Below are 23,094 nucleotides of genomic sequence, written 5' to 3' on the forward strand. Positions count from 1 at the left end.
TCCGCCGGCCAGCCACGCGCGAATACTATTTCCAACGAGCGCGGCTGCCACGCGTTCCCCTGCCCTGTCCCGGCGCTTGACCCGGCGCGCCTTGGGTCTTACCGTTTTAAAACTCTGCGAAAGGAGCCAGCATGAACCCGTTCACGTCGTTGTGCTTCTCATTGGCGATTTTTCTCCTGTGCGCCCCCGCCGCCTTGGCGTCCGACTTCACAGCGGACATGCTCCAGACCATGAACGGCAAACCCGTCATGAGCGGCAGGGCCTCCGTGAAGGACCTCCGGATGCGCATGGACGTCTCCATGGAAGGCCAAAGACAGATCGTGATTACCGATCCGACTGCGGGCAAGGTCCTTATGCTGATGCCTGACGCCAAGATGTATATGGAAATGAAGCTGGACCCGGCCCAGATGGGTGCGGCGGCCATCCGGGAAGGCAGCACCGAGGAAGGCCAGTGGCGTTCCATAGGAAAGGAGACTCTCGACGGGTGGGAGTGCGAGATGAAAGCCTTCGACTTCAAGGACAAATCGAAGGGGGAGCTGACCGCCTGGTTCGCGGAGAAGCTGGGCTACCCCATCAGGACCGTCTACAAGAGCGGCGCGGAAACCATGATCATGGAATTCAGGAACATCAGGCAGGGAACAGTGGACCCGTCGCAGTTCGCCATCCCGGCAGGCTACCAGCGCCTGAACATGCCCGCGATGGGCCAGGGCATGCCTCCGGGAATGGGACAGGGCATGGGGAAAAAGCCGCCCATGTGATCGCACACCGTGCGATCGCGACAGGCATGCAAAACGAAGAAAGGGATATCAGGCGGTGCCTGATATCCCTTGAACTTCGTGGTGGGCCATGTAGGACTCGAACCTACAACCAATTGATTAAGAGTCAACTGCTCTACCAATTGAGCTAATGACCCACTCTGAGGGTGCTTCCGGGGTTCCCGTCAGCGCGGGACCTCATCTACACATCCGAGGCAGAACTGTCAACTGAAAGAACAAAGGGATATCACGCTATCCGCCTGATATCCCTTGAAATTTGTGGTGGGCCATGTAGGACTCGAACCTACAACCAATTGATTAAGAGTCAACTGCTCTACCAATTGAGCTAATGACCCACCCTGGGTGCCTTCGGGGTTCCCGTCAGCGCGGAAGCGGTAACTACCCATTCGGCACATGCTTGTCAACAAATCAAAACGACTTTTTCTTCCAGGGTGAACATTTTCATTTCTCGACCTCTCGTACGCAGCCTGCGCACGGTTGCCCAGCCCGTCCCGATGCCCTGCCTTCCCGATCCTGCGGCAAAAGGCCCACGGCCCGCCACCTGCCCGTCAAGTCCGGCCGTCCTGCCGATACCTCCCCGTAGCATTTGAAGTTCGTTACACTATGAGCTAGAGTATGGTGTTCAACACATCTTCAACCGCCCGCTTAAGGGCGACTCGGATACGATCATGAGCACAACTCTGGGACTGAGGTTCCGGGAAAACGGCCAGATATACTACTTCGACGCGCTCTCCTACGGGGTGCGAGTCGGGGAATACGTGCTGGTCAAGACGGACCAGGGCACGGCCATGGCCCGCGTGGCCAGCGTGCTGGACGCCCCCCCCGCCGACATGCAGGCCAGCGAGATCAAACCCATCCTGCGGCTGGCCTCCAACGAGGACATGATCCAGCACGACGAAAACCGCGAGCTTGCCCGCGACGCCATCCGGCACTGCCGCCGCTGCATCAACGAACGCAACCTGGACATGAAGCTCGTGGATGTGGAGATCCTCCTGGACCGTTCCAAGATGGTCTTCTATTTCACGGCCCCCGGACGCATTGATTTCCGCGAGCTGGTCAAGGATCTGGTCAAGGCCTACCGCACCCGCATCGAGCTCAGGCAGATCGGTGTGCGCCACGAGACACAGATGCTCGGGGCCATCGGCAACTGCGGCCAGATGTGCTGCTGCGCCCGGTTCATCCGCAAGTTCCAGCCTGTGACCATCAAGATGGCCAAGGAACAGAACCTGTTCCTGAACCCGGCCAAGATATCAGGCATGTGCGGCAGGCTGCTGTGCTGCCTGGCCTACGAGCAGAACGCCTACGAGGAATTCCAGCGCCGTTGCCCCAAGATCGGCAAGAAGTACCAGACCAGCCAGGGCCCGGTGAAGATCCTGCGTTCCAACCTCTTCACGGAGACGCTCTCCATCTACACCGAATCCGGTGAAGAGAGGGAGATCACCCTGGAAGAATGGCGCGCCATCGCGGGCGAGACCTGGACCCCGTACATCACCCCGCAGCAGGCGCCGCAGCAGCGTCCGCCGCAACAGCAGCGCCCCGCGCCGCAGCAGAAGGCTCCGGCGCCCGCCGCAGACGCTCCGGCGCCGGACGCCTCCCAGCCCCCGCAGGGTCTGCTGCCCGCCATGCCTGCCGAGCCCACCGACGGCGACGACGGGGAAGTCGTGGCCGAAGGCCAGCCCGCCGCAGACGCCCCGGCCCGGCCCAAGCGCAAACGCAAACGCAAGCCCAAATCGCGCCGCCCCGAGGGCGCACCGACCACAACGCCAGATTCCGGAGAATAGCCGTGGAGCGCTTCTACATCACCACGCCCATCTACTACGTCAACGCGCGCCCCCACCTGGGACACGCCCACACCACCATCCTGGCCGACGCCATGACCCGGTTCAACCGGCTCATGGGGCGCGAGGTCCACTTCCTGACCGGCACCGACGAGCACGGCGACAAGATCGTCAAGGCCGCCGAGGCCGCAGGCAAGTCCCCCCAGGAATACTGCGACGAGATAAGCGCCATCTTCAAGGACCTCTGGCCCAAGCTCGGCATCGAGAACACCCAGTTCATCCGCACCACGGACCCCGAGCACAAGCGGCTGGTCCAGATGGCGCTCCAGCAGGTGTACGACTCCGGCGACATCTACTTCGGCGAGTACGGCGGGCACTACTGCTTCGGCTGCGAGCGCTTCTACACGGAAAAAGAACTCGTGGACGGCCTCTGCCCCGACCACAAGACCAAGCCCGAATACATCGCCGAGAAGAACTACTTCTTCCGCATGGCCAAGTACCAGCAGTGGCTGCTGGACCACATCAAGGCCAACCCGGACTTCATCCGCCCCGAGCAGTACCGCAGCGAAGTTGTCTCCCTGCTGGAGTCCGGCGCGCTGGAAGACCTGTGCATCTCGCGGCCCAAGTCCCGCCTGGACTGGGGCGTGGAGCTGCCCTTCGACAAGGACTATGTGGCCTACGTCTGGTTCGACGCCCTGCTCAACTACCTCACCGCCCTGGGCTGGCCCGACGGCGAGATGATGCAGCGCTTCTGGCCCGCCGCCAACCACCTGATCGCCAAGGACATCCTGAAGCCCCACGCCGTGTTCTGGCCCACCATGCTCAAAGCCATGGGCCTGGAACCCTTCCAGCACCTGAACGTGCACGGCTACTGGCTCATCAAGGACACCAAGATGTCCAAGTCCCTGGGCAACGTGGTGGAGCCCCTCTCGCTGGCCGGAAAGTACGGCCTGTCCGGCTTCCGCTACTTCCTGCTGCGCGAGATGAGCCTCGGGCACGACTCGTCCTTCTCCGAAGAGGCCCTGTGCGGCCGCTTCAACTCGGATCTGGCCAACGACCTGGGCAACCTCTTCAGCCGCACCCTGGCCATGACCCACAAATACTTCGGCGGGCAGATTCCCCAGGCCGGACAGGGCGGGCCGGACGAAGAAGAGCTCATGATGCTGGCCAAGGACGCCTGCCTGAACTACCAGCGCCTCTTCGAGCGTTTCCAGACCGCCAAGGCCCTGGACTCGCTCTGGGAGCTGGTGCGCGGCCTGAACAAGTATATCGACACCCAGGCTCCCTGGAGCCTCTTCAAGGAACAGAACGGCTCGCGTCTGGCCACGGTGATGTACTGCGTGCTGGAATGCATGCGCAAAGTCGCCGTGCACCTCTGGCCAGTGATGCCCGAGGCCGCCTCGGCCATGCTGGCGCAGCTCGGCGTCGCCGAAGACCCCGCCTCCATCAATCTCCCCGCAGAAGCCGAAGGATGGGGCAACCTGAGCGCCGGGACCGAAGTGGCCAAGGCCTCCAACATCTTCCCGCGCGTGGAACCGCCCGTGGCCGACACGCCCGCCGAGCCCGCTCCCAAAGCCAAGCAGGCCGACAAGCCCAAGGCCGCGCCAGCTGCTGCCCCCGCCCCGCAAGGCCCCAAGGACCCCATCGACTTCGAGGATTTCCAGAAGATCGAGCTGCGCGTGGCCACCGTTCTCGAGGCCTCGCCCGTGCCCAAGGCCGACAAGCTGCTGCTGGTGAAGCTGGACGCCGGAGACGGCGAGCCGCGCCAGGTCGTCGCGGGCATCGCCGAGTTCTGGAAGCCCGAGGATCTGGTGGGTCGCCAGGTGGTCGTCGTGGCCAACCTGAAGCCACGCAAGCTGCGCGGCGTGGAGTCGCAAGGCATGATTCTGGCCGTGAAGCGCGAAGGCGGACTGGAGCTGCTGGCCCCGTCCGCGCAGGTGACGCCCGGCAGCGCCGTCTCGTAAAGATTAAGAATAAGAGTAAGATGCCTCCGGCGGCCAGGGGGAGAAGCCTCCCCCTGGACCCGGCTTTTAGCTTCGCATTCCAGGGCGGCACTCTGTGGTTCAAGCGGGTGCCGAGGGCTGTCCCGTTCACGCCCTGCTCGGCGGGCTAGAATCGATTTGAAGACGATTCGTCGCCCGTCGAGCAGGACGCGACCGTTACAGCCCTTGGCACCCGCCCGCCAGAACACGGGCGGGATAGTGACCAGTTCCCGCTCAAGCCGCTTCGCGTCCCGAGGCGATACGCTTCAGGCATCTCGCAGGAAAACGCTGAAGCACGAGCCACATTTCCAGCTTTGTTGCTGAAAATCGCCGTCTTCGGCGATGGCTGGCCGCCGGGATAAGCCGCTTTGGGCGTTCCCGGCGGATGCCCCGCCTCACCGCCCCGCCGCAGACTGCGCGCGCACGACGCGAAGCGGAAAGCCGGGTCCAGGGGAGGCTTCTCCCCTGGCGGGTGCAGGGCAGCGCCCTGCCGGGTCTGGGCGGAGCCCAGCATATCTCCCCTAACTCCTTCCAGGAGACGCCACACTCATCATGGACGCCGCCGAACGCCGTTCGCTCGAAGCGCAGATCGCCGTGGGGCTGGCGTCGTTCCTGACGCCGTTCCTGTACGGGGCGCTGTCGGTGGCGATGCCCACCATCGGGCGGGCGTTTTCTTTTTCAGCGCGCGAGATGGCCATGGTGATGATGGTGCACCTGCTTTTCTCCACCTCCTGCATGCTGCCGGTGGGCCGCGCCTCGGACTTCATCGGGCGAAAGGGCCTGTTCATGGCGGGCAGCGTGCTGTTCTCGGTCAGTTCGCTCACGGCAGGGCTGGCGGACAGCGCCGGGGTGCTGCTGTTCGCCAGGGCGCTCCAGGGCGTGGGCGACGCGCTGACGTTCGGGGTCAGCGGAGCGATACTCGTGACCATCGTGCCGCCGGAGCGCACGGGCCGAGCCATCGGCTTCAACCTGTCGTTTATTTTTGCCGGTCTAGCGCTTGGGCCTCTGGCTGGCGGGGCGCTGACCTCGTGGCTGTCCTGGCGGGTAATTTTCTATCTGTCGGCGGCGGCGGGAGTGGCGGCCTTCGCGCTCATCTTCAGAAGCTACCAGGAAGTCAGGCCGCAGCGGTCGCAGACGGTGGGCTACGCCGACACGGCGCTGTTCATCCCGGCCATGCTGGGGCTGATCCTCGGGCTCTCGGTGCAGCCGTCCTGGTGGGGCGCGGCGCTTTCGGCAGCGGCGGGCGTGCTGCTGTGGCGCTTCGTGAAGTTCCAGGAGGGACACGCCAACCCCATGGTGGACGTGGGGTACATCCGGCGAAATCCTGCGTTTGCGCTGGCCAACGTGGCTTCGGTGCTGGGATACGCAGCTGCGTTCTCCACAAGCTTTCTGCTGAGCCTCTTTTTGCAAAGCGTGCAGGGGATGGCCCCGCACGACGCAGGGTATCTGCTGCTGGTGCAGCCAACGGTGCAGGCGCTGGCCTCGCCGCTGGCGGGGAGGTTGTCGGACATGGCGCACCCGGCACGGGTGAGCGCGGTCGGACTGGTCGTGCTGGGAGCGGGACTTCTGATGCTGACGGGAAACGGAAGCGACACCACAACGCTGTGGATAGTCGGGGTGCAGGTGGTGCTGGGGCTGGGATTTTCGCTGTTCGTATCGCCGAACTTCAACGCCATCATGTCCAGCGTGGACCCGGCCCACAAAGGGATGGCCTCGGGGTTCATGTCCACCATGCGCGGGATGGGCATGTGCCTGTCGCTGTCGGTGACGGGCCTTCTGCTGGCGCTGGTGCTGGGCGAGGCCCATACGGGCCAGACCGGCCCCGAAGCGCTGCCCGCGCTCAAGTCCTGCTTCATCATCTTCGGCCTGTCCGCCCTGGCAGCAGCGGCAGTATCCTGGCGGGCTGCGCGACAGACGCGATAGCACATCCCCGCCTGGACGCCGCCCGCCCCCTGGTCTATCGTCCTCTCGAGACTGGTTTGCCGAGGGAGGACGCGCCATGTTCCGTCGATTGCTGAGCCTCGCGCTGTTCGCCGCCATCCTGGCGACACTGCCCGCACATGGGGCGTCTGCGGCGGAGCCCTCCACTCCCCTCATATATGGCCTGAAAGGTGCGGTGATGCTCCTGGACGGACAATCCGGCCAGCCCCGCAAGATCGGCCAGGGGCGGCAGCCGTCGCTCGCGCCGGACGGACTCCGGGCCGTGTGGGTTGAGCACGGCGAAGACGCGGCCAAGGCCAGTATCGCTGTTTATGATACGGCGACCGGAAAACAGTCGCTGCTGGCCAAGCCGGGCGGCTATCTTCAGACGCCCCGGTTCTCGCCGGATGGTCGTAGCGTGGCCTTCACCCGCATGGGCGAGGACGGACGCCAGAGCCTCTGGCTGGTGCGAAGCGGCGAAAACCCCGTGCAACTGCCCACAACCGGCGACGGTTCACTCTTTGAACTGGCCTGGACCCCGGACGGAGCGTTCATCACTGCCCAGGACATGCGCTGGCTGCGATTCTTCAAGCCTGACGGATCAGAGGCACGGCGCGTGGCGCTAAGTGACGTCACGGGAGGAAAGCAGGACGCCGTCACCAGCGCGGACCGCTTCAGCCTGCGCCCTGGCGGGAGCGGGGAAATCCTTTACTCCATGATGGTCCCAGGCACGAAGCTCTTTCACAAGAAAGTGCCGGATTTGAGCTCGGCGCTGTTCCTGTATGATCCCAAGAGCGGCAAGACCACGCGGCTCACCCCCGAAAACCTCACCGCCTTCGCTCCGTCCTGGACGCCGGACGGCCAGGGACTTCTGTTCACAGGCTACACGGACGTCCAGGCCGGATCGGCCTACCCGTTTCGCGTGTGGAGCATGCGCCTTGGCGACTCCCCACGGGAAGTGACGCCCGGCGAGGACCCTGCGCCGCCAAGCGGGCCATAATGTGTGAGGGAGGGGTGAGCATGACACGACGTTATGCAGTGCTGGCAGCACTGGCTCCGCTGGCGCTGGTCTTGACGATGAGCAGCCTGGGCTGGGCAGGCCAAGGCAGGCCTTCGCCCGATGTCGCCGCGCGGCTGGACGCCGTGTGCGGACAGACCGGCGTGTACGGCTGCTACACGAACCACAGGTACGGCTATGTCGTGGCCTGGCCTAAAAAGTACCTGACGGGGCAAGGCGAATCGGACAGTGGCGACGGGCAGGTCTTCAGTTCGCCGGACGGGCAGGCGCGGCTGGCCTGCTGGGCGTCCTTCAACGACGTGCTCGGGGAGAGCATCGGCCAAGCCTACGCCCAGGCTCTTCAGGAAGCCGGGGCGCAGGTCAGCTACAAGCATCTGGGGAAGGATTTCTTCGTGATTTCGGGCGTCAAAGACGGGATGATCTTCTATCGAAAGACCCTGCTGGCCCACGGGGTGCAGGCCAGCTTCGAACTGAGCTACGCCGAGCAGCTCAAAGCCGCGTTCGACCCCATCGTCAAGGACGTGGCCCGCTCCTTCAGCGTGGACCCGGCCTTTACCTGGCGATAATCCGGGTCCCGTCAGGCAGGCGCTGGGAGCCCCCTACCCTTTGGAGCGCGACCGCGACGAGCCTGCCCTGTTGGAGCCTGACCTCTGGCTTCCGGACTTTGATCCGCCGGTTTTCGACCCACCGGATTTCTGGCCGCCAGCTTTCGAGCCGCCCGTTCTCGGGGCGGAGGGCTTTCTCGCGCGGGACTGATCCCTGTCGGACCTGTCTCCCGAACTTTTCTCACCGGCAGGCTTCCGGCCACGGGACTGGTCCCTGTCAGGCCTGTCTCCCGAAGCTTTCTCGCTGCCGGACTTGCCCGCATCTGCACCGGCCTCGCCGGACTTCGCCACGGCGGCTTTCGGCGCTGCGGGCTTCACGTAGGTCGAGGGATAGGGCTTGTCCTTGCCCGGCTTCTGCGGCTTGGGCCTGGGCCTGTTCTCGATCTCCCCTTCCTCGTTCCTCTGGCGGCTGCCCCGGAAAAGCAACTTCACCGGCGCGTGGCGGATGCCGAAAAGCTTGCGCAGCTGGTTTTCCAGGAAGCGGGCGTAGCTATCCTTGATGCGCTCGGGATCGTTGACGAAGAATACGAAGGTAGCCGGGACGGTCCCCGTCTGGGTAAGGTAGTAAAATTTGGGGCGTTTGCCTTTCACCAGAGGCGGCTGGTGGCGCTCCAAGGCCTCGCGCAGCAGGCGGTTCAGCTCTCCGGTGCCGATGCGGATATGGCATTCGGCGCGGATGGCCTGGGCAGTGGGCAGGATGTCGCGCAGCCCCTTGCCCTTGACGGCGGAGGTGAAGATGACCGGCACGTGGTTGCAGATGCGCAGCTCTTCGCTCACGGCCTGCTTGAGTTCGGCCAGCCCCTTGGCGTCCACGAGATCAACCTTGTTGATGACGATGAGGAAGGGGACCTTCTCCTTGTCCAGGTAGGAGATCAGGCGCTTGTCCTGCATGGCCAGCCCCTCGGGGCCGTCCACCACCAGGATGGTCACGTCGGCGCGCCTGCCGCTGCCCAGCGCCGTCAGGCTGCTGATGCGCTCCAGGGCGTCGTCGATCTTGGCCTTGCGGCGCACGCCCGCTGTGTCCACGAACACGAAGCGCTTGCCGTCCTTCTCGAAGGTGACGTCCACGGCGTCGCGGGTGGTTCCGGCCTGATCGCTGACGATCATGCGGTAATCGCCCACCATGGCGTTGATTATCGAACTTTTTCCCGCGTTGGGACGGCCCAGCATGGAGAGCGTGAGCTCCGTCTCCATGCGCTCCTCCGGCTCCGCGACCTCGGGCAGGCGCGATATGATGTCGTCCACCAGGGTGCGCATGCCAAAGCCGTGCTCGGCGGAGACCGGGGCCAGATCGAGGCCCAGGGAGTGGAAGTCCGCCATGAAGAGGTCTTCCTTCTCGCCGCCGTCCACCTTGTTCACGGCCACCAGCACGGGCTTGCCGGACTGGCGCAGCAGCTGGGCCACGCGCTGGTCTTCCGAGGTGATGCCCTCGCGGCCGTCAACCACCAGCAGCACCAGATCCGACGAGGTCACGGCGCGGCGCGCCTGCTCCAGCACGTCCACTTCCAGGCCCTGCGGGTCTTCCAGGGTCAGGCCACCCGTGTCGATGATGTTCACCGGCACGCCAGCCAGCACGGCCTGGCCTTCCAGTCGGTCGCGGGTGACGCCGGGGCGGTCGTGGGTGATGGCCTTGCGCCTGCGCAGGAAGCGGTTGAACAGGGTGGACTTGCCCACGTTGGGGCGACCGATAATGGCGAGAGTGGCTGGCATTGGAGGTATGTCCCGGGTTAAGGCCCCGGCGGGCAAGGGGGGTGGCCCCTTGAATCCCCGAGGTCGGGGGCTCCGCTGAGGACGGGTACTTTGCACTATCGCATGACGTCTTGTCAAGTCCTCTGAAAAACGGCGATTACCGCAGCTCCCCGGCCATGTCCTTCACGCCGGTCACGGTGGCGTACACCGCGCCCAGAGCCGCCATGAAGGCCGCCTGCACATGCGCGGCGGGCACGTTCACGTGGCCGTAGTCCAGGGCGCGCGTGGCGCAGGCGTCGGCCAGCACGACGCACTCGTAGCCCAGGTCGAAGGCTGCGCGGGTGGTTGCGTCCACGCACATGTGGGTCATCATTCCGGCGATAACCAGCCGCTTCACGTCGGCCTCGTCCAGGCGGTCCTGGAGTTCCGTGGCCCGGAACGAGTTGGGGAAAGTCTTCTGGACGACCGCTTCGCCCTCCTGGGGAGCCACTGCGGGGTGGATCTCCACGCCGGGCGTGCCGGGGATGAAGAAGCCCGCGCCGGGGCGCACCGAGAGGTGCTGCACGTGGATGACCGGCCAGCCCTGCTCGCGGAACCAGCCCAAGGCGCGGCCCGCCTTCAGCACGGCGGCCTCGGCCCCCACGAGCTCCATGGGGCCGCCCGCGAAGTAGTCCATCTGGAGGTCGATCAGGATGAGTGCGGTATTCATGGCGATGCCTTTATTATAGTTAGCGGCCAGATTGCGCCGACGCGGGTGCTGGATGCTGTCCCGTCCGTGTCCTGGCGGGCGGGCTAGAATCGATGTGAAGACGATTCGTCGCCCGCCCGCCAGAACCCGACCGGGACAGCACCCAGCCCCCGTCGAAACTTCAGTCTGCCGCGCTGGAATGCGAAGCGGAAAGCCGGGTCCAGGGGGAGGCTTCTCCCCCTGGCCGCCGGAGGCATATTATCTCTTACAGCTCCGGCGCACCCGAGGGAACCAGGCACAAGAGCATCAGCGGTTCAGTGCCGGTATTTCGCACCTGATGCTCCTCGTTCGGCTTGACGAGCACGGCGCTGCCCGGCCCGACCGGGTTCCACTGCCCGTTGCCGTACACTTCACCCTGCCCGCTGTGGTAGAACATCTCGTGCTCCCAGTCGTGGGTGTGGCGCGGCGTGTGGCCGCCGGGTGCGATCTCGAACAGTCGCATGCAGAAGTTGGGCGCGCCGTCAGCCTTGCCGATCAGCACGCGCCCGGCGACTCCCTTGGCTACTTCGTTGTCGAAGCGAACAGGTTCGATGGCCTTGTAATCCTTGATCTCCACGCCGTCCTCCCGATGATGTATGCCTGTTGACGCATCCGGGCTTTGCCCGGCTCCAAACGAAAATTACGCCTTCATCATATTGCGAAGATTCCTGGCGGTGCCGGAAATATCGTCCGCGCCCACGATCTCCGTTACCAGACAGGCCATGTGGGCTCCGCGCTCGCGCACCTGGGGCAGGTTGTGGGTCTTGATGCCGCCGATGGCCACGAAGGGCATGGGGATATGCTCCACAACATAGTCCAGATACTCGAAGCCCACGGGATCGCAGACGTCTTTCTTGGTCTTGGTGGCGAAGATGGGGCCGACGCCGATGTAGTCCACCACGCCGGAAGTCTGGGCTGCGCGCGCCTGGCTGGGACCGTGCGTGGAGAGCCCGATTATCCTGTCCGGCCCGAGGAGCTTGCGCACCGCCGCCGGGGGCAGGTCCTCCTGCCCGACGTGCACGCCGTCGGCGTCCACCAGCAGGGCCAGGTCCACGTGATCGTTGATGATGAAGGTGGCCTTGGCGGAGCGCGTCATTTCACGCAATGTCAGGCACTCGTCGTACATGGCCCCCGCCTTCTTGTCCTTCTCGCGATACTGGATGACGGTGATGCCCGCCTCCAGGAGCTTCTCGGCCACCTCCAGATTGGAACGGCCATTGGAGTGCTCCTCCGAGAGGATGGCATAGATGCCGCCAGCCAGAAAATTACGCATGGATTTCTTCACGCTTGCCTCCGCAAAGCGAATTCGAGCACCAGATCGGCCTGTTTGGCCGCCGCAACCGTGACGCACGGGGCCAGGGGCGGACACTGCTCCGTGGCCGCGCTGGCCATGTCGCCCACTATGGCGAAGTTATCGCGCACGCGCCGCGTGACGATGCGGTCAGCATCGCCATACCCCGCAAGACCTGACGCGGCCACCAGAAATTTACCCGTAGGGAGGTAGGCCTCCACGATCATGCGCTTGGCGCTGGCCGCGTCGAAGGCTTCGACGACAACGTCGCAGTCCGCGAACAGGGAAGCGACATTGTCGGGCGTGATGAGGGTCTGCACGGCCTGGATGTTCGCGTCCGGGTTGATGTCCAGAAGGTTGTCGCGAAGCGCCGCGACCTTGGGCATGCCGATCTGGCGGATAAAGAAGAACTGGCGGTTCAGGTTGCTGGCATCGACAACGTCGTGGTCAGCAATGACGAAGTTCGAGAACCCGGAGCGCACCAGCATCCAGGCGCAATTGGAACCGAGCCCGCCCGCGCCCGCGATGCCGATGCGAAGGGAGCGCACGCGCGAAAGATCGTCCGGCGACAGATAGCGCGACAGGCCCTGCTGGAAGGGATTCATGCGGTCATCCTAAAAGTATATCCAACCCGAAAACAAACCGAATCATTGCTAGTTGACGCCTAACAACTCTCTAAATTCTCCAGCCAAACGCTCTTGCAACACTTTTATTTCATCCCTGTACTTACCCCTAACACCTTCTAACATTTCATGGCGCGTGCCAAGAATCAGGGGATTATTTATATATGTGGCGTGCTCAACATCAAGAGGATACACTTGAATCGCACGAATAGCCTGTCTCATTTTCGCAAGAAAATCATCAATCAAAGCACACAACTCTGGAGAAAAAAACAATCCATTACGCGGATATACTTTCAAAAGCTCATTATAGCTATCAACAACGTTGCTAAACATCTCCTCTATCGACATATCATCCAAGCGATGCAATACGGACAAAGTTGACTCAAGATAAACACCAATACAGCTTATACTACCATACATTGACTTTATAACTTCGAGCCTTTCTTCATGTAGCTTTGAAAACCTAAAAGACCTTTCATTATCAATACGGCTCAATTCAAAAGAAATACGCGCTTGATATTCATCTGCATCCCTCTTGAGGCATGCCCTATGTGTTTCTATGTCTCCATTTAGCTTGGCCTTATATTTTTCAAGTGATTTATCAAACCAAGAACTGAACAATTTCTTCGTCAGCCAAGCTACGGCCGCAGAGATTGATACAGCAGCGGAGAACACAGCGAGAGAGAACTTAACTACCTCTTCCCATCCCATAGGAGGACCTCACTCGAAACAATAATTTGTTCAATGTTCAACTGCTGTTCAAACTATTGTCTGCATCCTACAAATACTGCCAATCCTTGTACACCGGCTGATACCCCCGCGAGTACAGCATCTGGGCCATTTCGGCCACACTGCGCTCGTCGGATATCTCGAACTGGCCGGGGTCTTCCTGGCCGGACGCCCTGCCCCCGACCTGGGTGCATACGCCCGCGCTCATCTTGGTGACGCCAAGCCCCAGCAGGTTGTCGCGCAGCTTCGCGTTCTCGCGCGTGGAGAGCGTCACCCCGCCGCGCGGCATGAACAGCCTGAACGCCAAAATATACTGCACCATGTCCGCGTCCGACACGATCACCTTGGGCGGGAAGCCCCCCAGGTGCGGGCGCATGCGCGGCGGCGAGATGGCCACTTCCACGTCCGGGTAGGTGTGCTGCAAGTAGTCCGTGTGCAGGCCGGTGAAGAAGGCTTCGGTGCGCCAGTCGTTCAACCCCAGGAGCGTCCCCGTGGTGATCTGGCGGATGCCCGCCGCAGCCGCGCGCTCCGGGGCCTCCAGGCGGTTGCGGTAAACCCGCTTGGGGCCTTTGGGGTGCAGCTCGGCGTAGATTTCCTCGTTGTAGACTTCCTGGAACATGGTCATGCCGTCCACGCCCACGGCGGCCAGCTCGGCGTATTCGTCCTGGGTGAGGGCGTAGACCTCCACGGCGATGCTGGTGAAGTACTTCTTCAGCACCTTGGAGCAATCCGCGATGTAGCTGACCGGAGTCTGTTTGCGGTCGTCCCCAGTGAGGATCAAGATGTGCTTCAGCCCGCTCTTGGCGATCTCGACCGCTTCGGCCTCGACCTCCTCAAGCGTCAACTTGCGGCGCTCCAACGCGTTCTTCGTGTTGAAGCCGCAGTAGACACACTGGTTGGTGCAGTGGTTGGCCAGATACAGCGGCGTAAACAAGAGCACCGCCTTGCCGAAGTGGCGCACGGTGAGTTCGCTGGCGCGGCGCGCCATGGCCTCCAGGTGGGACGTGGCGCGCGGGGAAAGAAGCGCCAAGTAGTCCTCGCGGGACAGGCGCTCTTTGCTGATGATGCGCGCGATGTCGGCGTCCGTCACCGAGGCGAAGAAGGACGCGAAGTCGAAGCCGTCGTAGCGGCGTAGTTCGTCGTAGAATGTCATGGTACGTCTCTATTCGTGAAGAAATCCCGTAAGCGGCGACGACGCCTTCGCGCTCTCCTGCACGGCTCCCGGCCCGGCCAGAAACGCCGCGCGCCCTGCCGCCACGGCCTGCCCGAAAGCGCGCCCCATGGCCACGGGGTCCGACGCCGACGCCACGGCGGTGTTCACCAGCACGGCGGCCGCGCCCATCTCCATGCACTCGCAGGCTTCGGAGGGCCGCCCGATCCCGGCATCCACGATGACCGGCAGCTCAAGCTCCTCGATCATGATGCGCACGAGTTCCTTGGTGCGGAAACCCCGATTGGTGCCGATAGGCGCGCCCAGCGGCATGATGGCGGCGGCTCCGGCCTCGGCCATGCGCTTGGCGGCCATCAGGTCCGGCGACATGTAGGGCAGCACGGTGAAGCCCTCGGCAGCCAGGATGCGCGTGGCCTCGATGGTCTCCTGGTTGTCGGGCAGCAGGTAGCGGTTGTCGCTTATCACCTCGATCTTGATCCAGTCGCCGCAACCTGCCGCGCGGGCGAGGCGCGCGATGCGCACGGCCTCGGCGGCGTTTCGCGCGCCGGAGGTGTTGGGCATCAGGATGCAGGTCTTGGGAATATGGGTAAGGATGTTCTCCTGACCGGCCTCGGGGTCCACGCGGCGAACCGCCACGGTGATGACGCCCGCACCGCTGGCCTCGACGATGGCCGGGATGAGCGTGTTGGAGGAATATTTCCCGGACCCCAGGAAGAGGCGGCTCGGGAGGGTGACGCCGCCGATTGTGAGCTTGTCGGACATATATCAGCCTCCTCCCACGAAGGACACGATCTCCAGGCTGTCGCCCTCTGCGAGGAGGGTTTGCGCCCATTTGTCCTTGGGGACGATGGATTCGTTCAGTTCGATGACCACGACCGCAGGGTCCAGATTCCGGGAGGCCAGGTAGGCTTCCAGGGTCTGGGGGTGCGGCAGGGTGGTGGATTTTCCGTTGATGCGAAGGTTCATGTTGGAGTGCTCCCGCTGGGGAGAGAGTGTAACACCGCTGCTGGCGGCGTAAAGGGCTGGGTAGGGCCTGGGCATACCGGGCCGGGACCGGGTCGGGCAGGTCGTCGGGGCGGGTGCTGGGTGCTGTCCCGTTCGTGTCCTGGCGGGCGGGCTAGAACCGATTTGAAGACGATTCGTCGCCCGCCCGCCAGAACCCGACCGTGACAGCACCCAGCCCTCGTCGAAAACCCATACTCCGTCAAGAAATGCAAAGCGGAGACGGCGTCCTGCACCAAATTCCCGTCAAAACTCCAGTCTGCCGTGTTCCAATTCCAGAAGAGGCAGGCGTCCCGCACCCGGCACTTGCCTGCAAAGGCTTTGCCTTGCTTGAAAACCTTTGCAGTGGACGTTCTGCATCCGGTTTACGAGGAAACTCCAGTCTGCCGCGCTGGAATGCGAAGCGGAGAGGGTTTCCAAAGGGCGAAGCCCTTTGGCCGCCGGAGGCATCCTGATTCTTACTTACTTCCCGCCAATAATCCTGGCGATGTTCTCCACGTAGGGCGCGCGGATGACGCCGCGCTCGGTGACGATGCCCGCGATCAGCTCCGAGGGGGTGGCGTCGAAGGCGTAGTTGAACACGCCGACGCCCTGCGGGGTGATCTGGTGCTCGCCAATGTGTGTGACCTCGCGGGGGGTGCGGTCCTCGATGGGGATGTCCGCGCCCGAGGGACAGGCGAGGTCGAAGGTGCTGGCCGGGGCCGCCACGTAGAAGGGCACGCCGAAGTGCTTGGCCAGGATGGCCACGCCGAAGGTGCCGATCTTGTTGGCCGCGTCGCCGTTGGCCGCGATGCGGTCGGCGCCGACCACGACCTTCTGCACCATGCCGCGCTGCATGAGGAGCGCGCAGGCGTTGTCGCAGGCGACCTTGACGGGGATGCCGTCCTTGGCCAGCTCGTAGGCGGTGAGACGCGCGCCCTGCAGGAAGGGGCGGGTCTCGTTGGCGATCACGGAGATCTTCTTGCCCTGCTCCCAGGCGCCGCGAATGACGCCAAGCGCCGTGCCGTACCCGGCGGTGGCCAGGGCTCCGGCGTTGCAGTGCGTCATCACGGTGTCGCCGTCGTCGATGAGGTCCGCACCGAAGCGGCCCATGGCCGTGTTGATCTCGATGTCCTGGGCGTGGATGTCCTTGGCCATGGCCAGCCACTTGGCGGACAGCTCAGGCAGGCTCAGGCCCGGAGAGGCCTTCCAGGCGTCGCGCATGAGCTTCACGGCCCAGCGCAGGTTCACTGCTGTGGGACGGGCTTCTTCCAGCTCGACGAGGAGCTTCTCCAGGGCGGCCTTCCAGTCGCTGGCGGAGGCCACCTCGCGCGAGGCCAGGTAGCAGCCGTAGGCGGCAGTGACGCCGATGGCGGGCGCGCCGCGCACCACCATGGTCTGGAGGGCGTAGATGGTCTCCTGGGTGTTGGTGCAGGGGAAATATTCCTCGCGTCCGGGCAGGATGCGCTGGTCGAGCAGGATCAGGGCATCCTTCTCGGGGGAGAACTGAATATGATCGGTCATGGAGTTAAAGTCCTAGCTGAGTTTTTTGGCCAAGAGTTCGTTCACCAGTCCGGGGTTGGCCTGCCCCTTGGTGGCCTTCATGATCTGGCCCACGAAGAAGCCCATGAGCTTGGTCTTGCCGCCCCGGAAGGCCTCGGCCTCGGCGGGGTTGGCGGCGATGACGGCGTCGATGGCGGCTTCAAGGGCCGAAGTGTCGGAGATCTGCACCAGGCCCTTGGCCTTCACCAGGGCCTGCGGGTCGCCGCCCTGGGCGAACAGCTCGGGGAAGATCTGCTTGGCGATCTTGCCGGAGATGACGCCGTCGTCGATGAGCTTCACCAGCGCGGCCAGCTCGGCGGGCTTGAGGGCCACCTGCTTCGCAGTAAGCTTGGCCTCGGCCATCTCGCGCATGAGCTCGCTCATGACCCAGTTGGCGATCTTCTTGGGCTGGTCGTAGGCGGAGAGAGCCTGCTCGAAGTATTCGGCAATCTCGCGCTCGGCGGTCAGCACGTCGGCGTCCTGCACGGAGAGGCCGAAGTCGCGCATGAAGCGTTCGCGCTTGGCGCGCGGCAGCTCCGGCAGCTCGGCGCGCCAGGCGTCCACCTTGGAGGGGTCGAGCTTCAGGGGCACAAGATCGGGGTCGGGGAAGTAGCGGTAGTCGTGGGCTTCTTCCTTGCCGCGCATGGAGGCGGTGATGTTCTTGTCCGGGTTGTAAAGCCGGGTTTCCTGGACGATGGCCTCGCCGTCCTCCAGGCAGTCCTTCTGGCGCTGGATCTCGTACTCGATGGCCAGGCGGACGTTGCGGAAGGAGTTGACGTTTTTTATCTCGGCGCGCGTGCCGAAGGCCTCCTGCCCCTTGGGGCGGATGGAGACGTTGGCGTCGCAGCGAAACGACCCCTCCTCCATGTTGCCGTCGCAGATGCCCAGATAGACCAGAATGGAGCGCAGCTCCTTCAAGTAGGCCACGGCCTCCTCGGCGCTTCGCATGTCCGGCTCGCTGACGATCTCGATGAGCGGCACGCAGGCGCGGTTCAGGTCCACGTAGCTTGCGTTGTCCGTGGAGGAATGGATGTTCTTCCCGGCGTCCTCTTCCATATGGATGCGGGTGACGCCGATGGTCTTGACCTGTCCGTCCAGCAGGATGTCCACCTTGCCGTGTTCGGCGATGGGCAGCTCGTACTGGGAGATCTGGTAGCCCTTGGGCAGGTCGGGATAGAAATAGTTCTTGCGGGCAAACACCGACACCGGATTCAGGGTGCAGTCAACGGCCATGCCCATTTTTGCCGCGTATTCCACAGCCTTCTCGTTGAGCACGGGCAGCATGCCCGGCATGCCCGAACAGACAGGGCAGACGTTTTCGTTGGGGTCCGCGCCGAACGCGGTGGAACAGCCGCAGAAAATCTTGCTCTTGGTGAGAAGCTGGGCGTGGACTTCAAGGCCGATGACCGCCTCGTATACCGCCATGACGTGAGGCTCCTGGGAAGTAGTGGGTAGCGGGGTCTGGTCTTACAGCCCATGCGGGGCGTGGTCAATGGGCAGACGAGATTGACTTGCAGGTCGGTTCATGTTGGGTATGATAAGACGAACACTTTTTCAGGAGGCCCCCATGCGACCGACCACCCTGCTCCCCCTTCTCCTGCTGTGCGTGCTGGCTTCTGCCGCCGGATGCATCCCCGGCACAAACCAGGGCGGATATTACGATGACAACCGTGGCTATTACAACCAGCGAGGCGGAGGCTACTACGACCAGAACGACGACAATCGCCAGCAGAGACGCCAGGAAGTGAACTGCAACAACAACTGGCAGAACTGCGTGGGGGTCTGCAATCAGATAGCCGACGCCAATCAGCGCTACGTGTGCGTGGCCAACTGCAACAACGCGCTGAACCAGTGCAAGGCACGCTGATACGGCAAGGATGAGTGAAGGGGAGCCGTACGCCGCGTCCGGCTCCCGCGTTGCCCCATGCCCCCCGGCGTGGTAGGATTATCCATGCCAGTCAACAACACGGAACCGCTCTCGGTCTACCGGGCAGGTCCGGGCTACGCCCCCTGCCTGGCCGAAATGATCCTCATGGCCACCCGCGCCCAGCACAAGCGCGGCATCCTGGACTACCTGCTGAACCTGCCGGAACCGCTGATCCTGCGTGTGATGGCGCGCCTCGCCATGCATCCCGCCCAGGTATGGGGCCGCATCGACAACACCTTCGTGGCCCTTGTTGACGGCGTGTGCTCCGGCACGGCCACCGCGCGCCCGGCGGTCCCCTTCGGGGAGTTCCCGTGTTCTCCCGATCCCTTCAGAGAAGTCGCGGCAGGGCTCAACATCGCGCCCGAGCTCGTGGATGCGGCGCTTGAACGCCAGAAGCGCCTGCTCTACTGGCTCTCGCCCGGTGACGATCCCGAACCGCAGGGCATGTGGCTGCTGGAATATCTGGCCGTGCGCCGCCCGTTCCGGGCAGGCGGCGTCGCCAGGGGGCTCATGGAGCGTGTGATGCAGGAGGCGCGCGCAGCGGGGGGCACTGGAATCGAGCTCTATTGCGAGATCGGCAACGTGCAGGCCGAACGGCTGTACGCCACGCTCGGCTTCAGCATGCTGCGCGAATATATTTATGATGATGACGCCGTGGTCTTCGGCGGCGTGGGGGTGAGGCAGTTGCGGCTTGTGTTTGAATAGTGCGGCTTGGGGAAGGCGTACTCAGGATTCGTCCTCGTCGTGCTTGCGGGGGGGATGGGCTTCCTTGAAGCTCATGCAGGCCCAGGGAAACAGCTCGCGGGCCTTGCCCACGGCGGAGGCCTCCACAGCCTCGTACCATTCGCCGAACTTGTCCATGAGCAGCCGTCCGCCCGGCGTCAGCGTGTGCCCGCCCTTGCGGCTGCCCGCCTGCTCGATAAGCTGGACGCCAAGCACTTTTTCGGTCTTGCGGATCTTGCCCCAGGCCGCCCGGTAGGACATCCCCAGGTGTTCTGCAGCCTTTTTCAGCGAACCGAAACGGTCCACGGCCTCCAGCAGCATGCCCCGGCCCGTGCCGAAGAACATGCCGTCCTCGGTCTCCAGCCACAGGCGAAGCCGCACCACAGGCGGCCTGACGCCGCCCAGCCCGCCACCGTTCGTCGATGGGGCCTCGCCCTCACAGACCTTCTCTTTCTGTTCTTTGGTCGTCATATCGATGAACATGCTAGCAAACCCCAGGCAGGAACAACAACCCCGAAAACGATTGTTCGCGCTTTAGGAGGCAGATCACCCTCGCGTGATAGTTCTTGGTGAAGAGTCCGGCATGTCGGTCCGGGAAGCGCGGGAGGTACTGCCTGCCTCCTGATTTGCCTGCCGCGCTCCCCGGTGTCCCGACTTGGTGGATGGGTGAAAGACCAATAGTCGAAATTGAAAGTCAAAATCAATTACTAGGTGCAAACCTTCTTTCAAGATGAGCAGACAGGGGATGCCGGAGAGGCGCGCCGAGATGCGTCACCAGGACGCCCGAACGAGGGAGCGCAACTGAGCAAGCTGGAGGTGTGAAGAGAAGATGACTCGACCCGGACGGGAGGAGCCCTGAACCGGTCGGGGCGTGGCGTTGTCAGGACAGGATCGCATCGCCCTGTTCGCTCGCGCGGTGTTCTCGCGCAGACCGAGCCTCCCGGATGCGCCCGCCGACAGACGCACCCGACGCGGGGCGGAACAATAACCACCCTGCCCCAGCGTGTCGCTACCTGGCCGCGATGGCCGCGTCGATGAACTTGCCCACGCCGTACTCGCGCCGCCTGAAGAACTTCTCCGGGTCCGGCCCGATTATCTGCATCTCCGGGTGGGAGCGCTGCACGTCCAGCGCGATGTGCATCTCCTTGGTGCAGCCGGTGGAGAACGTGGCGTCCTTGCCGGTCCAGACCGGGGGGACGCTTCGCCCCATCATCTCGAAGGCCTGCTCGATGTCGGAGCTGGACTGGAACCGCCACACCCCGATGAGCCCGGAGCGCTGCACCTTCTCCCACATGAACATCAGGTCGTCGGCGTCCATGCCCTCCTCGAAGTGTTCGGCGGGATTTATGATGTGCGTCCCCGTCAGCCTGGCGCGAAGCTGTTTCACGAACGTGGTGACCACCTTGATGGCGGTCTCCGTCTCGTGGGGAATGGAACCCACGATGGCCGAATAGAACACAATGGTCTTTCCGGCGGCTTTTTCGGCGCGCATGCGGGCGATAATGGCCTCGGCCTTGGCCGTTATCTCCGGCTCGGTGAAGGTGCGAAGCCCGGACGGCTTGGGTTTCAGGTCCACGTGGAGCAGCCCGTCCGCGCCGTGGTGCACGCAGATGACGTCGCGGGTGAACTTGGTGCGCGTCAGCATGATGCGCCGGTGGTTCAGCTCCCCCTTGGCGATCACCAGGTCGGATTCCTTCCAGGCGCGCGCAAAGGTGACGCTGGTCTTGTACAGGTTCAGGCGCTCGCGGCTGCCATCGGAGATCACCAGGAAGGGGGTCTCCTTCAGGGCCTGCAAAAGGGCATTCTTGCCCGCGCGGCTGTCGCCCAGCAGGCGCGAACCGGCCAGGGCCTGCGCCAGCACGGGGTCGTCGTCGGAGTCCCAGACCGTGGGACAGTCGAAGAAGAAGCCGTCCTTCAGGGCCAGGATCACCCGGTGGCCCATGCGCAGGAGCACCCGCACCACCAGGATGTCGAACAACAGCCCCCCCGCCGTGTCCGGCATGTAGAGGATCTTCATGGACTTGGGACGGCCTGGGTCCAGGGCGCGGCGCAGCACGTCGAAAGGCCCGCAGTTCAGGAGTTCGGATTCGATCTCCCGGGGCTGCGGCGCGAAGTGGTCGCTCTCCCAGATGGGCTTCCACACGGAGAGACACAGAAGCCGCGATATCTCCAGCATGTCCAGTTCGAAGCGCATGTCGCGGATGGTGGCGCAGTTGACGGCCATGCCCGGACAGGTGTTCAGGGCCACGTTCATGGCCTGGGTCTCCATGAACTGGCTGGCGCGGCGGTTCAGCAGGCGCTTGCGCTCGCGGTGGGGGTCGTCCTGCCCGGCCTGGGCCAGCACGATGGAGGTCAGGCGTTTCAGGAGCCGCGAGGGGATGAGCACCGGCGCGTTCACGGCCTGGCGGTACTTGTGGTCGCACAGCGAGAGGATCATCATCTTCTCGTACTCGCCGGGGCAGTGGTTCTCGATCAGTTCCAGCACGTCTCGCCACACCTTGGAGTAGGCGTCCATGAGCGAGGGTTCCTGATGCTTCTCAAGGAGATGGCCGAGCATCATGTCCGAACAGGGCACGTAAATTTCGTCCGGCCCCAGTGCCGCCATGAAGCGCATCTGCTCCGGCGAGGCGTTGCGCAGGGGGTCGATGGAGTACTCGATGTGGTTCTCGCTCATGAAGTGCAGAAGCCACGCGTCGAGAAGCGGGTCCTTGCCGTAGCGGAGCTCGCTGGGCGAGCCCATGGTGGGGAAGCTGACCGGGCTCATCGTTCCCTGATGAATCCTTTGTCGAGTAACTTGTTGAAGTAGGAGTGCCTGCCCACGGCCACCAGCCTGAGCGTATGGGGCGAGCGGCGTACCCGCACCCAGTCGCCGGGCTGCAAGGGGAAGGTGGCCTGCCCGTCGCAGGTGAGCACCACGTCCGCCGTGGCCTCCTCCACGCCCATGTCCAGGGGGCGGTCGGTGGGCAGCACCATGGGGCGAAAATCACACAGGAACGGGCAGATGGGGGTGATGGTCAGCACCTGGAGGTCCGGGTGCACCAGCGGCCCGCCCGCGCTCATGGAATAGGCCGTGGCCCCGGTGGGCGTGGCCACAACCATGCCGTCGGCCCGGAAGCCGCCCAGGCGTTCGCCGCCGAACACGATGCCCACCTTTATGAGGCGCGCCATGGAGCCGCGCACCACCACGTCGTTCACCGCGCCGCTGTGAAAAATCTGCCTGCCGTTGCGGGCCACCTCGCAGGTGAGCATGATGAGCTGGCTCACCGCGAAGCCCTTCTGCACCACCAGCTCCAGCGGCTCGCGCCAGTCGTCCCCGGTGAGCTGGGTCAGGAAACCCAGGCGGCCGAGGTTTATGCCCATGAGCGGCACGCACTCGCTCGCCAGCTTGCGGGCGACGCTTATCATCGTGCCGTCGCCGCCCAGCACCACGGCCAGCTGCGGACGCGGCCCGCCGCTGGCCAGGCAGAAGGCGTCCGTGCAGCCTTCCTGGTCGGTACGGTTTTCCACGATGCGCCCCGACGAGCCGAGCCCGTCGAGCCGGGATACGATCTGACCGGCCAGTTCCAGGGCTTTGACGTCGCCGGACTTGACCACCACGAGAACTTCGCGCAC

General features: G+C 63.8%; 22 protein-coding genes and 2 tRNA genes. 8 read left to right on the forward strand and 16 right to left on the reverse strand.

From position 1 onward, the window contains the following. Nucleotides 1-131: 131 nt before the first annotated feature. On the forward strand, nt 132-758 hold the full coding sequence (locus G453_RS0111755; RefSeq protein WP_084502270.1) for a DUF4412 domain-containing protein: 627 nt from the start codon (nt 132-134) through the stop codon (nt 756-758). Nucleotides 759-837: 79 nt separating this feature from the next. Here the strand turns inward: G453_RS0111755 and G453_RS0111760 are convergent. Further along, nucleotides 838-913 (reverse strand) — tRNA-Lys (locus G453_RS0111760). 122 nt (nt 914-1,035) lie between these two features. Continuing rightward, a tRNA-Lys gene (locus G453_RS0111765) sits at nt 1,036-1,111 on the reverse strand. Between the two features lie 333 nt (nt 1,112-1,444). On the opposite strand from G453_RS0111765, the gene G453_RS23710 reads away from it, so the two are divergent. From G453_RS23710 to G453_RS0111790, 5 genes are all read left to right on the forward strand, one after another. Further along, nucleotides 1,445-2,557, forward strand: a complete 1,113-nt coding sequence (locus G453_RS23710; RefSeq protein ID WP_051272356.1) for a PSP1 domain-containing protein — start codon at nt 1,445-1,447, stop codon at nt 2,555-2,557. Between the two features lie 2 nt (nt 2,558-2,559). Further along, nucleotides 2,560-4,518 carry a methionine--tRNA ligase gene (gene metG, locus G453_RS0111775; protein ID WP_027191228.1) on the forward strand — a complete coding sequence of 653 codons (1,959 nt, stop codon included), beginning with the start codon at nt 2,560-2,562 and terminating at the stop codon, nt 4,516-4,518. Between the two features lie 570 nt (nt 4,519-5,088). Next, entirely contained in the window at nt 5,089-6,459 is a 1,371-nt protein-coding gene (locus G453_RS0111780; protein ID WP_027191229.1) for an MFS transporter, read from the forward strand. Nucleotides 6,460-6,535: 76 nt separating this feature from the next. Continuing rightward, nucleotides 6,536-7,456 (forward strand): PD40 domain-containing protein, encoded by a 921-nt coding sequence (locus tag G453_RS0111785; RefSeq protein WP_027191230.1) that lies wholly within the window; start codon nt 6,536-6,538, stop codon nt 7,454-7,456. A 20-nt stretch (nt 7,457-7,476) separates the two neighbouring features. Further along, a complete protein-coding gene (locus tag G453_RS0111790) occupies nt 7,477-8,040 on the forward strand; it encodes a hypothetical protein (RefSeq protein ID WP_043645559.1) in 564 nt (187 codons plus the stop codon). Between the two features lie 33 nt (nt 8,041-8,073). Here the strand turns inward: G453_RS0111790 and der are convergent, their stop codons facing one another. The 11 genes from der to gatB all read right to left on the reverse strand — a co-directional run bounded on the left by der (nt 8,074) and on the right by gatB (nt 18,257). Next, on the reverse strand, nt 8,074-9,789 hold the full coding sequence (gene der, locus G453_RS23715; RefSeq protein WP_084502271.1) for a ribosome biogenesis GTPase Der: 1,716 nt from the start codon (nt 9,787-9,789) through the stop codon (nt 8,074-8,076). 136 nt (nt 9,790-9,925) lie between these two features. Beyond that, nucleotides 9,926-10,477 carry a cysteine hydrolase family protein gene (locus tag G453_RS0111800; RefSeq protein ID WP_027191232.1) on the reverse strand — a complete coding sequence of 184 codons (552 nt, stop codon included), beginning with the start codon at nt 10,475-10,477 and terminating at the stop codon, nt 9,926-9,928. 244 nt (nt 10,478-10,721) lie between these two features. Beyond that, a complete protein-coding gene (locus tag G453_RS0111805; RefSeq protein ID WP_027191233.1) occupies nt 10,722-11,072 on the reverse strand; it encodes a cupin domain-containing protein in 351 nt (116 codons plus the stop codon). Nucleotides 11,073-11,135: 63 nt separating this feature from the next. Beyond that, nucleotides 11,136-11,768 carry a thiamine phosphate synthase gene (gene thiE / locus G453_RS0111810; protein ID WP_027191234.1) on the reverse strand — a complete coding sequence of 211 codons (633 nt, stop codon included), beginning with the start codon at nt 11,766-11,768 and terminating at the stop codon, nt 11,136-11,138. Between the two features lie 8 nt (nt 11,769-11,776). After that, nucleotides 11,777-12,391: a sulfur carrier protein ThiS adenylyltransferase ThiF gene (gene thiF / locus G453_RS0111815; RefSeq protein ID WP_027191235.1), complete on the reverse strand. Its 615-nt coding sequence runs from the start codon at nt 12,389-12,391 to the stop codon at nt 11,777-11,779. A gap of 48 nt (nt 12,392-12,439) precedes the next feature. Beyond that, nucleotides 12,440-13,120, reverse strand: a complete 681-nt coding sequence (locus G453_RS27950; RefSeq protein ID WP_156920897.1) for a hypothetical protein — start codon at nt 13,118-13,120, stop codon at nt 12,440-12,442. Between the two features lie 67 nt (nt 13,121-13,187). Further along, a complete protein-coding gene (gene thiH, locus G453_RS0111820; protein ID WP_027191236.1) occupies nt 13,188-14,291 on the reverse strand; it encodes a 2-iminoacetate synthase ThiH in 1,104 nt (367 codons plus the stop codon). Nucleotides 14,292-14,300: 9 nt separating this feature from the next. Next, on the reverse strand, nt 14,301-15,071 hold the full coding sequence (locus G453_RS0111825) for a thiazole synthase (RefSeq protein WP_027191237.1): 771 nt from the start codon (nt 15,069-15,071) through the stop codon (nt 14,301-14,303). A gap of 3 nt (nt 15,072-15,074) precedes the next feature. Further along, the gene (thiS, locus tag G453_RS0111830) at nt 15,075-15,275 is read right to left on the reverse strand and encodes a sulfur carrier protein ThiS (RefSeq protein ID WP_027191238.1); all 201 of its coding nucleotides are present in this window, start codon (nt 15,273-15,275) and stop codon (nt 15,075-15,077) included. A 498-nt stretch (nt 15,276-15,773) separates the two neighbouring features. Continuing rightward, nucleotides 15,774-16,814 (reverse strand): S-methyl-5-thioribose-1-phosphate isomerase, encoded by a 1,041-nt coding sequence (gene mtnA / locus G453_RS0111835; RefSeq protein ID WP_027191239.1) that lies wholly within the window; start codon nt 16,812-16,814, stop codon nt 15,774-15,776. 12 nt (nt 16,815-16,826) lie between these two features. Further along, a complete protein-coding gene (gene gatB / locus G453_RS0111840; protein ID WP_027191240.1) occupies nt 16,827-18,257 on the reverse strand; it encodes an Asp-tRNA(Asn)/Glu-tRNA(Gln) amidotransferase subunit GatB in 1,431 nt (476 codons plus the stop codon). Nucleotides 18,258-18,399: 142 nt separating this feature from the next. Between gatB and G453_RS0111845 the strand changes: the two genes are divergently transcribed. Next, on the forward strand, nt 18,400-18,699 hold the full coding sequence (locus G453_RS0111845) for a hypothetical protein (RefSeq protein ID WP_027191241.1): 300 nt from the start codon (nt 18,400-18,402) through the stop codon (nt 18,697-18,699). A gap of 84 nt (nt 18,700-18,783) precedes the next feature. After that, the gene (locus tag G453_RS0111850) at nt 18,784-19,464 is read left to right on the forward strand and encodes a GNAT family N-acetyltransferase (protein ID WP_027191242.1); all 681 of its coding nucleotides are present in this window, start codon (nt 18,784-18,786) and stop codon (nt 19,462-19,464) included. A 21-nt stretch (nt 19,465-19,485) separates the two neighbouring features. Here the strand turns inward: G453_RS0111850 and G453_RS0111855 are convergent, their stop codons facing one another. From G453_RS0111855 to G453_RS0111865, 3 genes are all read right to left on the reverse strand, one after another. Further along, nucleotides 19,486-19,953: a winged helix-turn-helix domain-containing protein gene (locus G453_RS0111855; protein WP_084502296.1), complete on the reverse strand. Its 468-nt coding sequence runs from the start codon at nt 19,951-19,953 to the stop codon at nt 19,486-19,488. A 538-nt stretch (nt 19,954-20,491) separates the two neighbouring features. Beyond that, the gene (locus G453_RS0111860; protein WP_027191244.1) at nt 20,492-22,246 is read right to left on the reverse strand and encodes an ARMT1-like domain-containing protein; all 1,755 of its coding nucleotides are present in this window, start codon (nt 22,244-22,246) and stop codon (nt 20,492-20,494) included. Next, complete coding sequence (locus G453_RS0111865) at nt 22,243-23,094, reverse strand: NAD(+)/NADH kinase (protein WP_169725327.1); 852 nt, start codon at nt 23,092-23,094, stop codon at nt 22,243-22,245. The genes G453_RS0111860 and G453_RS0111865 overlap by 4 nt, the downstream gene beginning before the upstream one ends.

This window comes from Fundidesulfovibrio putealis DSM 16056, assembly GCF_000429325.1.
GTDB lineage: Bacteria > Desulfobacterota > Desulfovibrionia > Desulfovibrionales > Desulfovibrionaceae > Fundidesulfovibrio > Fundidesulfovibrio putealis.

Coding starts and splice junctions, on each gene's coding strand:
- G453_RS0111755 (WP_084502270.1), top strand. CDS start 132: ATGAACCCGTTCACGTCGTTGTGCTTCTCATTGGCGATTTTTCTCCTG.
- G453_RS23710 (WP_051272356.1), top strand. CDS start 1,445: ATGAGCACAACTCTGGGACTGAGGTTCCGGGAAAACGGCCAGATATAC.
- G453_RS0111780 (WP_027191229.1), top strand. CDS start 5,089: ATGGACGCCGCCGAACGCCGTTCGCTCGAAGCGCAGATCGCCGTGGGG.
- G453_RS0111785 (WP_027191230.1), top strand. CDS start 6,536: ATGTTCCGTCGATTGCTGAGCCTCGCGCTGTTCGCCGCCATCCTGGCG.
- G453_RS0111790 (WP_043645559.1), top strand. CDS start 7,477: ATGACACGACGTTATGCAGTGCTGGCAGCACTGGCTCCGCTGGCGCTG.
- der (WP_084502271.1), bottom strand. CDS start 9,789: ATGCCAGCCACTCTCGCCATTATCGGTCGCCCCAACGTGGGCAAGTCC.
- G453_RS0111800 (WP_027191232.1), bottom strand. CDS start 10,477: ATGAATACCGCACTCATCCTGATCGACCTCCAGATGGACTACTTCGCG.
- thiE (WP_027191234.1), bottom strand. CDS start 11,768: ATGCGTAATTTTCTGGCTGGCGGCATCTATGCCATCCTCTCGGAGGAG.
- thiF (WP_027191235.1), bottom strand. CDS start 12,391: ATGAATCCCTTCCAGCAGGGCCTGTCGCGCTATCTGTCGCCGGACGAT.
- G453_RS27950 (WP_156920897.1), bottom strand. CDS start 13,120: ATGGGATGGGAAGAGGTAGTTAAGTTCTCTCTCGCTGTGTTCTCCGCT.
- thiH (WP_027191236.1), bottom strand. CDS start 14,291: ATGACATTCTACGACGAACTACGCCGCTACGACGGCTTCGACTTCGCG.
- G453_RS0111825 (WP_027191237.1), bottom strand. CDS start 15,071: ATGTCCGACAAGCTCACAATCGGCGGCGTCACCCTCCCGAGCCGCCTC.
- thiS (WP_027191238.1), bottom strand. CDS start 15,275: ATGAACCTTCGCATCAACGGAAAATCCACCACCCTGCCGCACCCCCAG.
- mtnA (WP_027191239.1), bottom strand. CDS start 16,814: ATGACCGATCATATTCAGTTCTCCCCCGAGAAGGATGCCCTGATCCTG.
- gatB (WP_027191240.1), bottom strand. CDS start 18,257: ATGGCGGTATACGAGGCGGTCATCGGCCTTGAAGTCCACGCCCAGCTT.
- G453_RS0111845 (WP_027191241.1), top strand. CDS start 18,400: ATGCGACCGACCACCCTGCTCCCCCTTCTCCTGCTGTGCGTGCTGGCT.
- G453_RS0111850 (WP_027191242.1), top strand. CDS start 18,784: ATGCCAGTCAACAACACGGAACCGCTCTCGGTCTACCGGGCAGGTCCG.
- G453_RS0111855 (WP_084502296.1), bottom strand. CDS start 19,953: ATGACGACCAAAGAACAGAAAGAGAAGGTCTGTGAGGGCGAGGCCCCA.
- G453_RS0111860 (WP_027191244.1), bottom strand. CDS start 22,246: ATGAGCCCGGTCAGCTTCCCCACCATGGGCTCGCCCAGCGAGCTCCGC.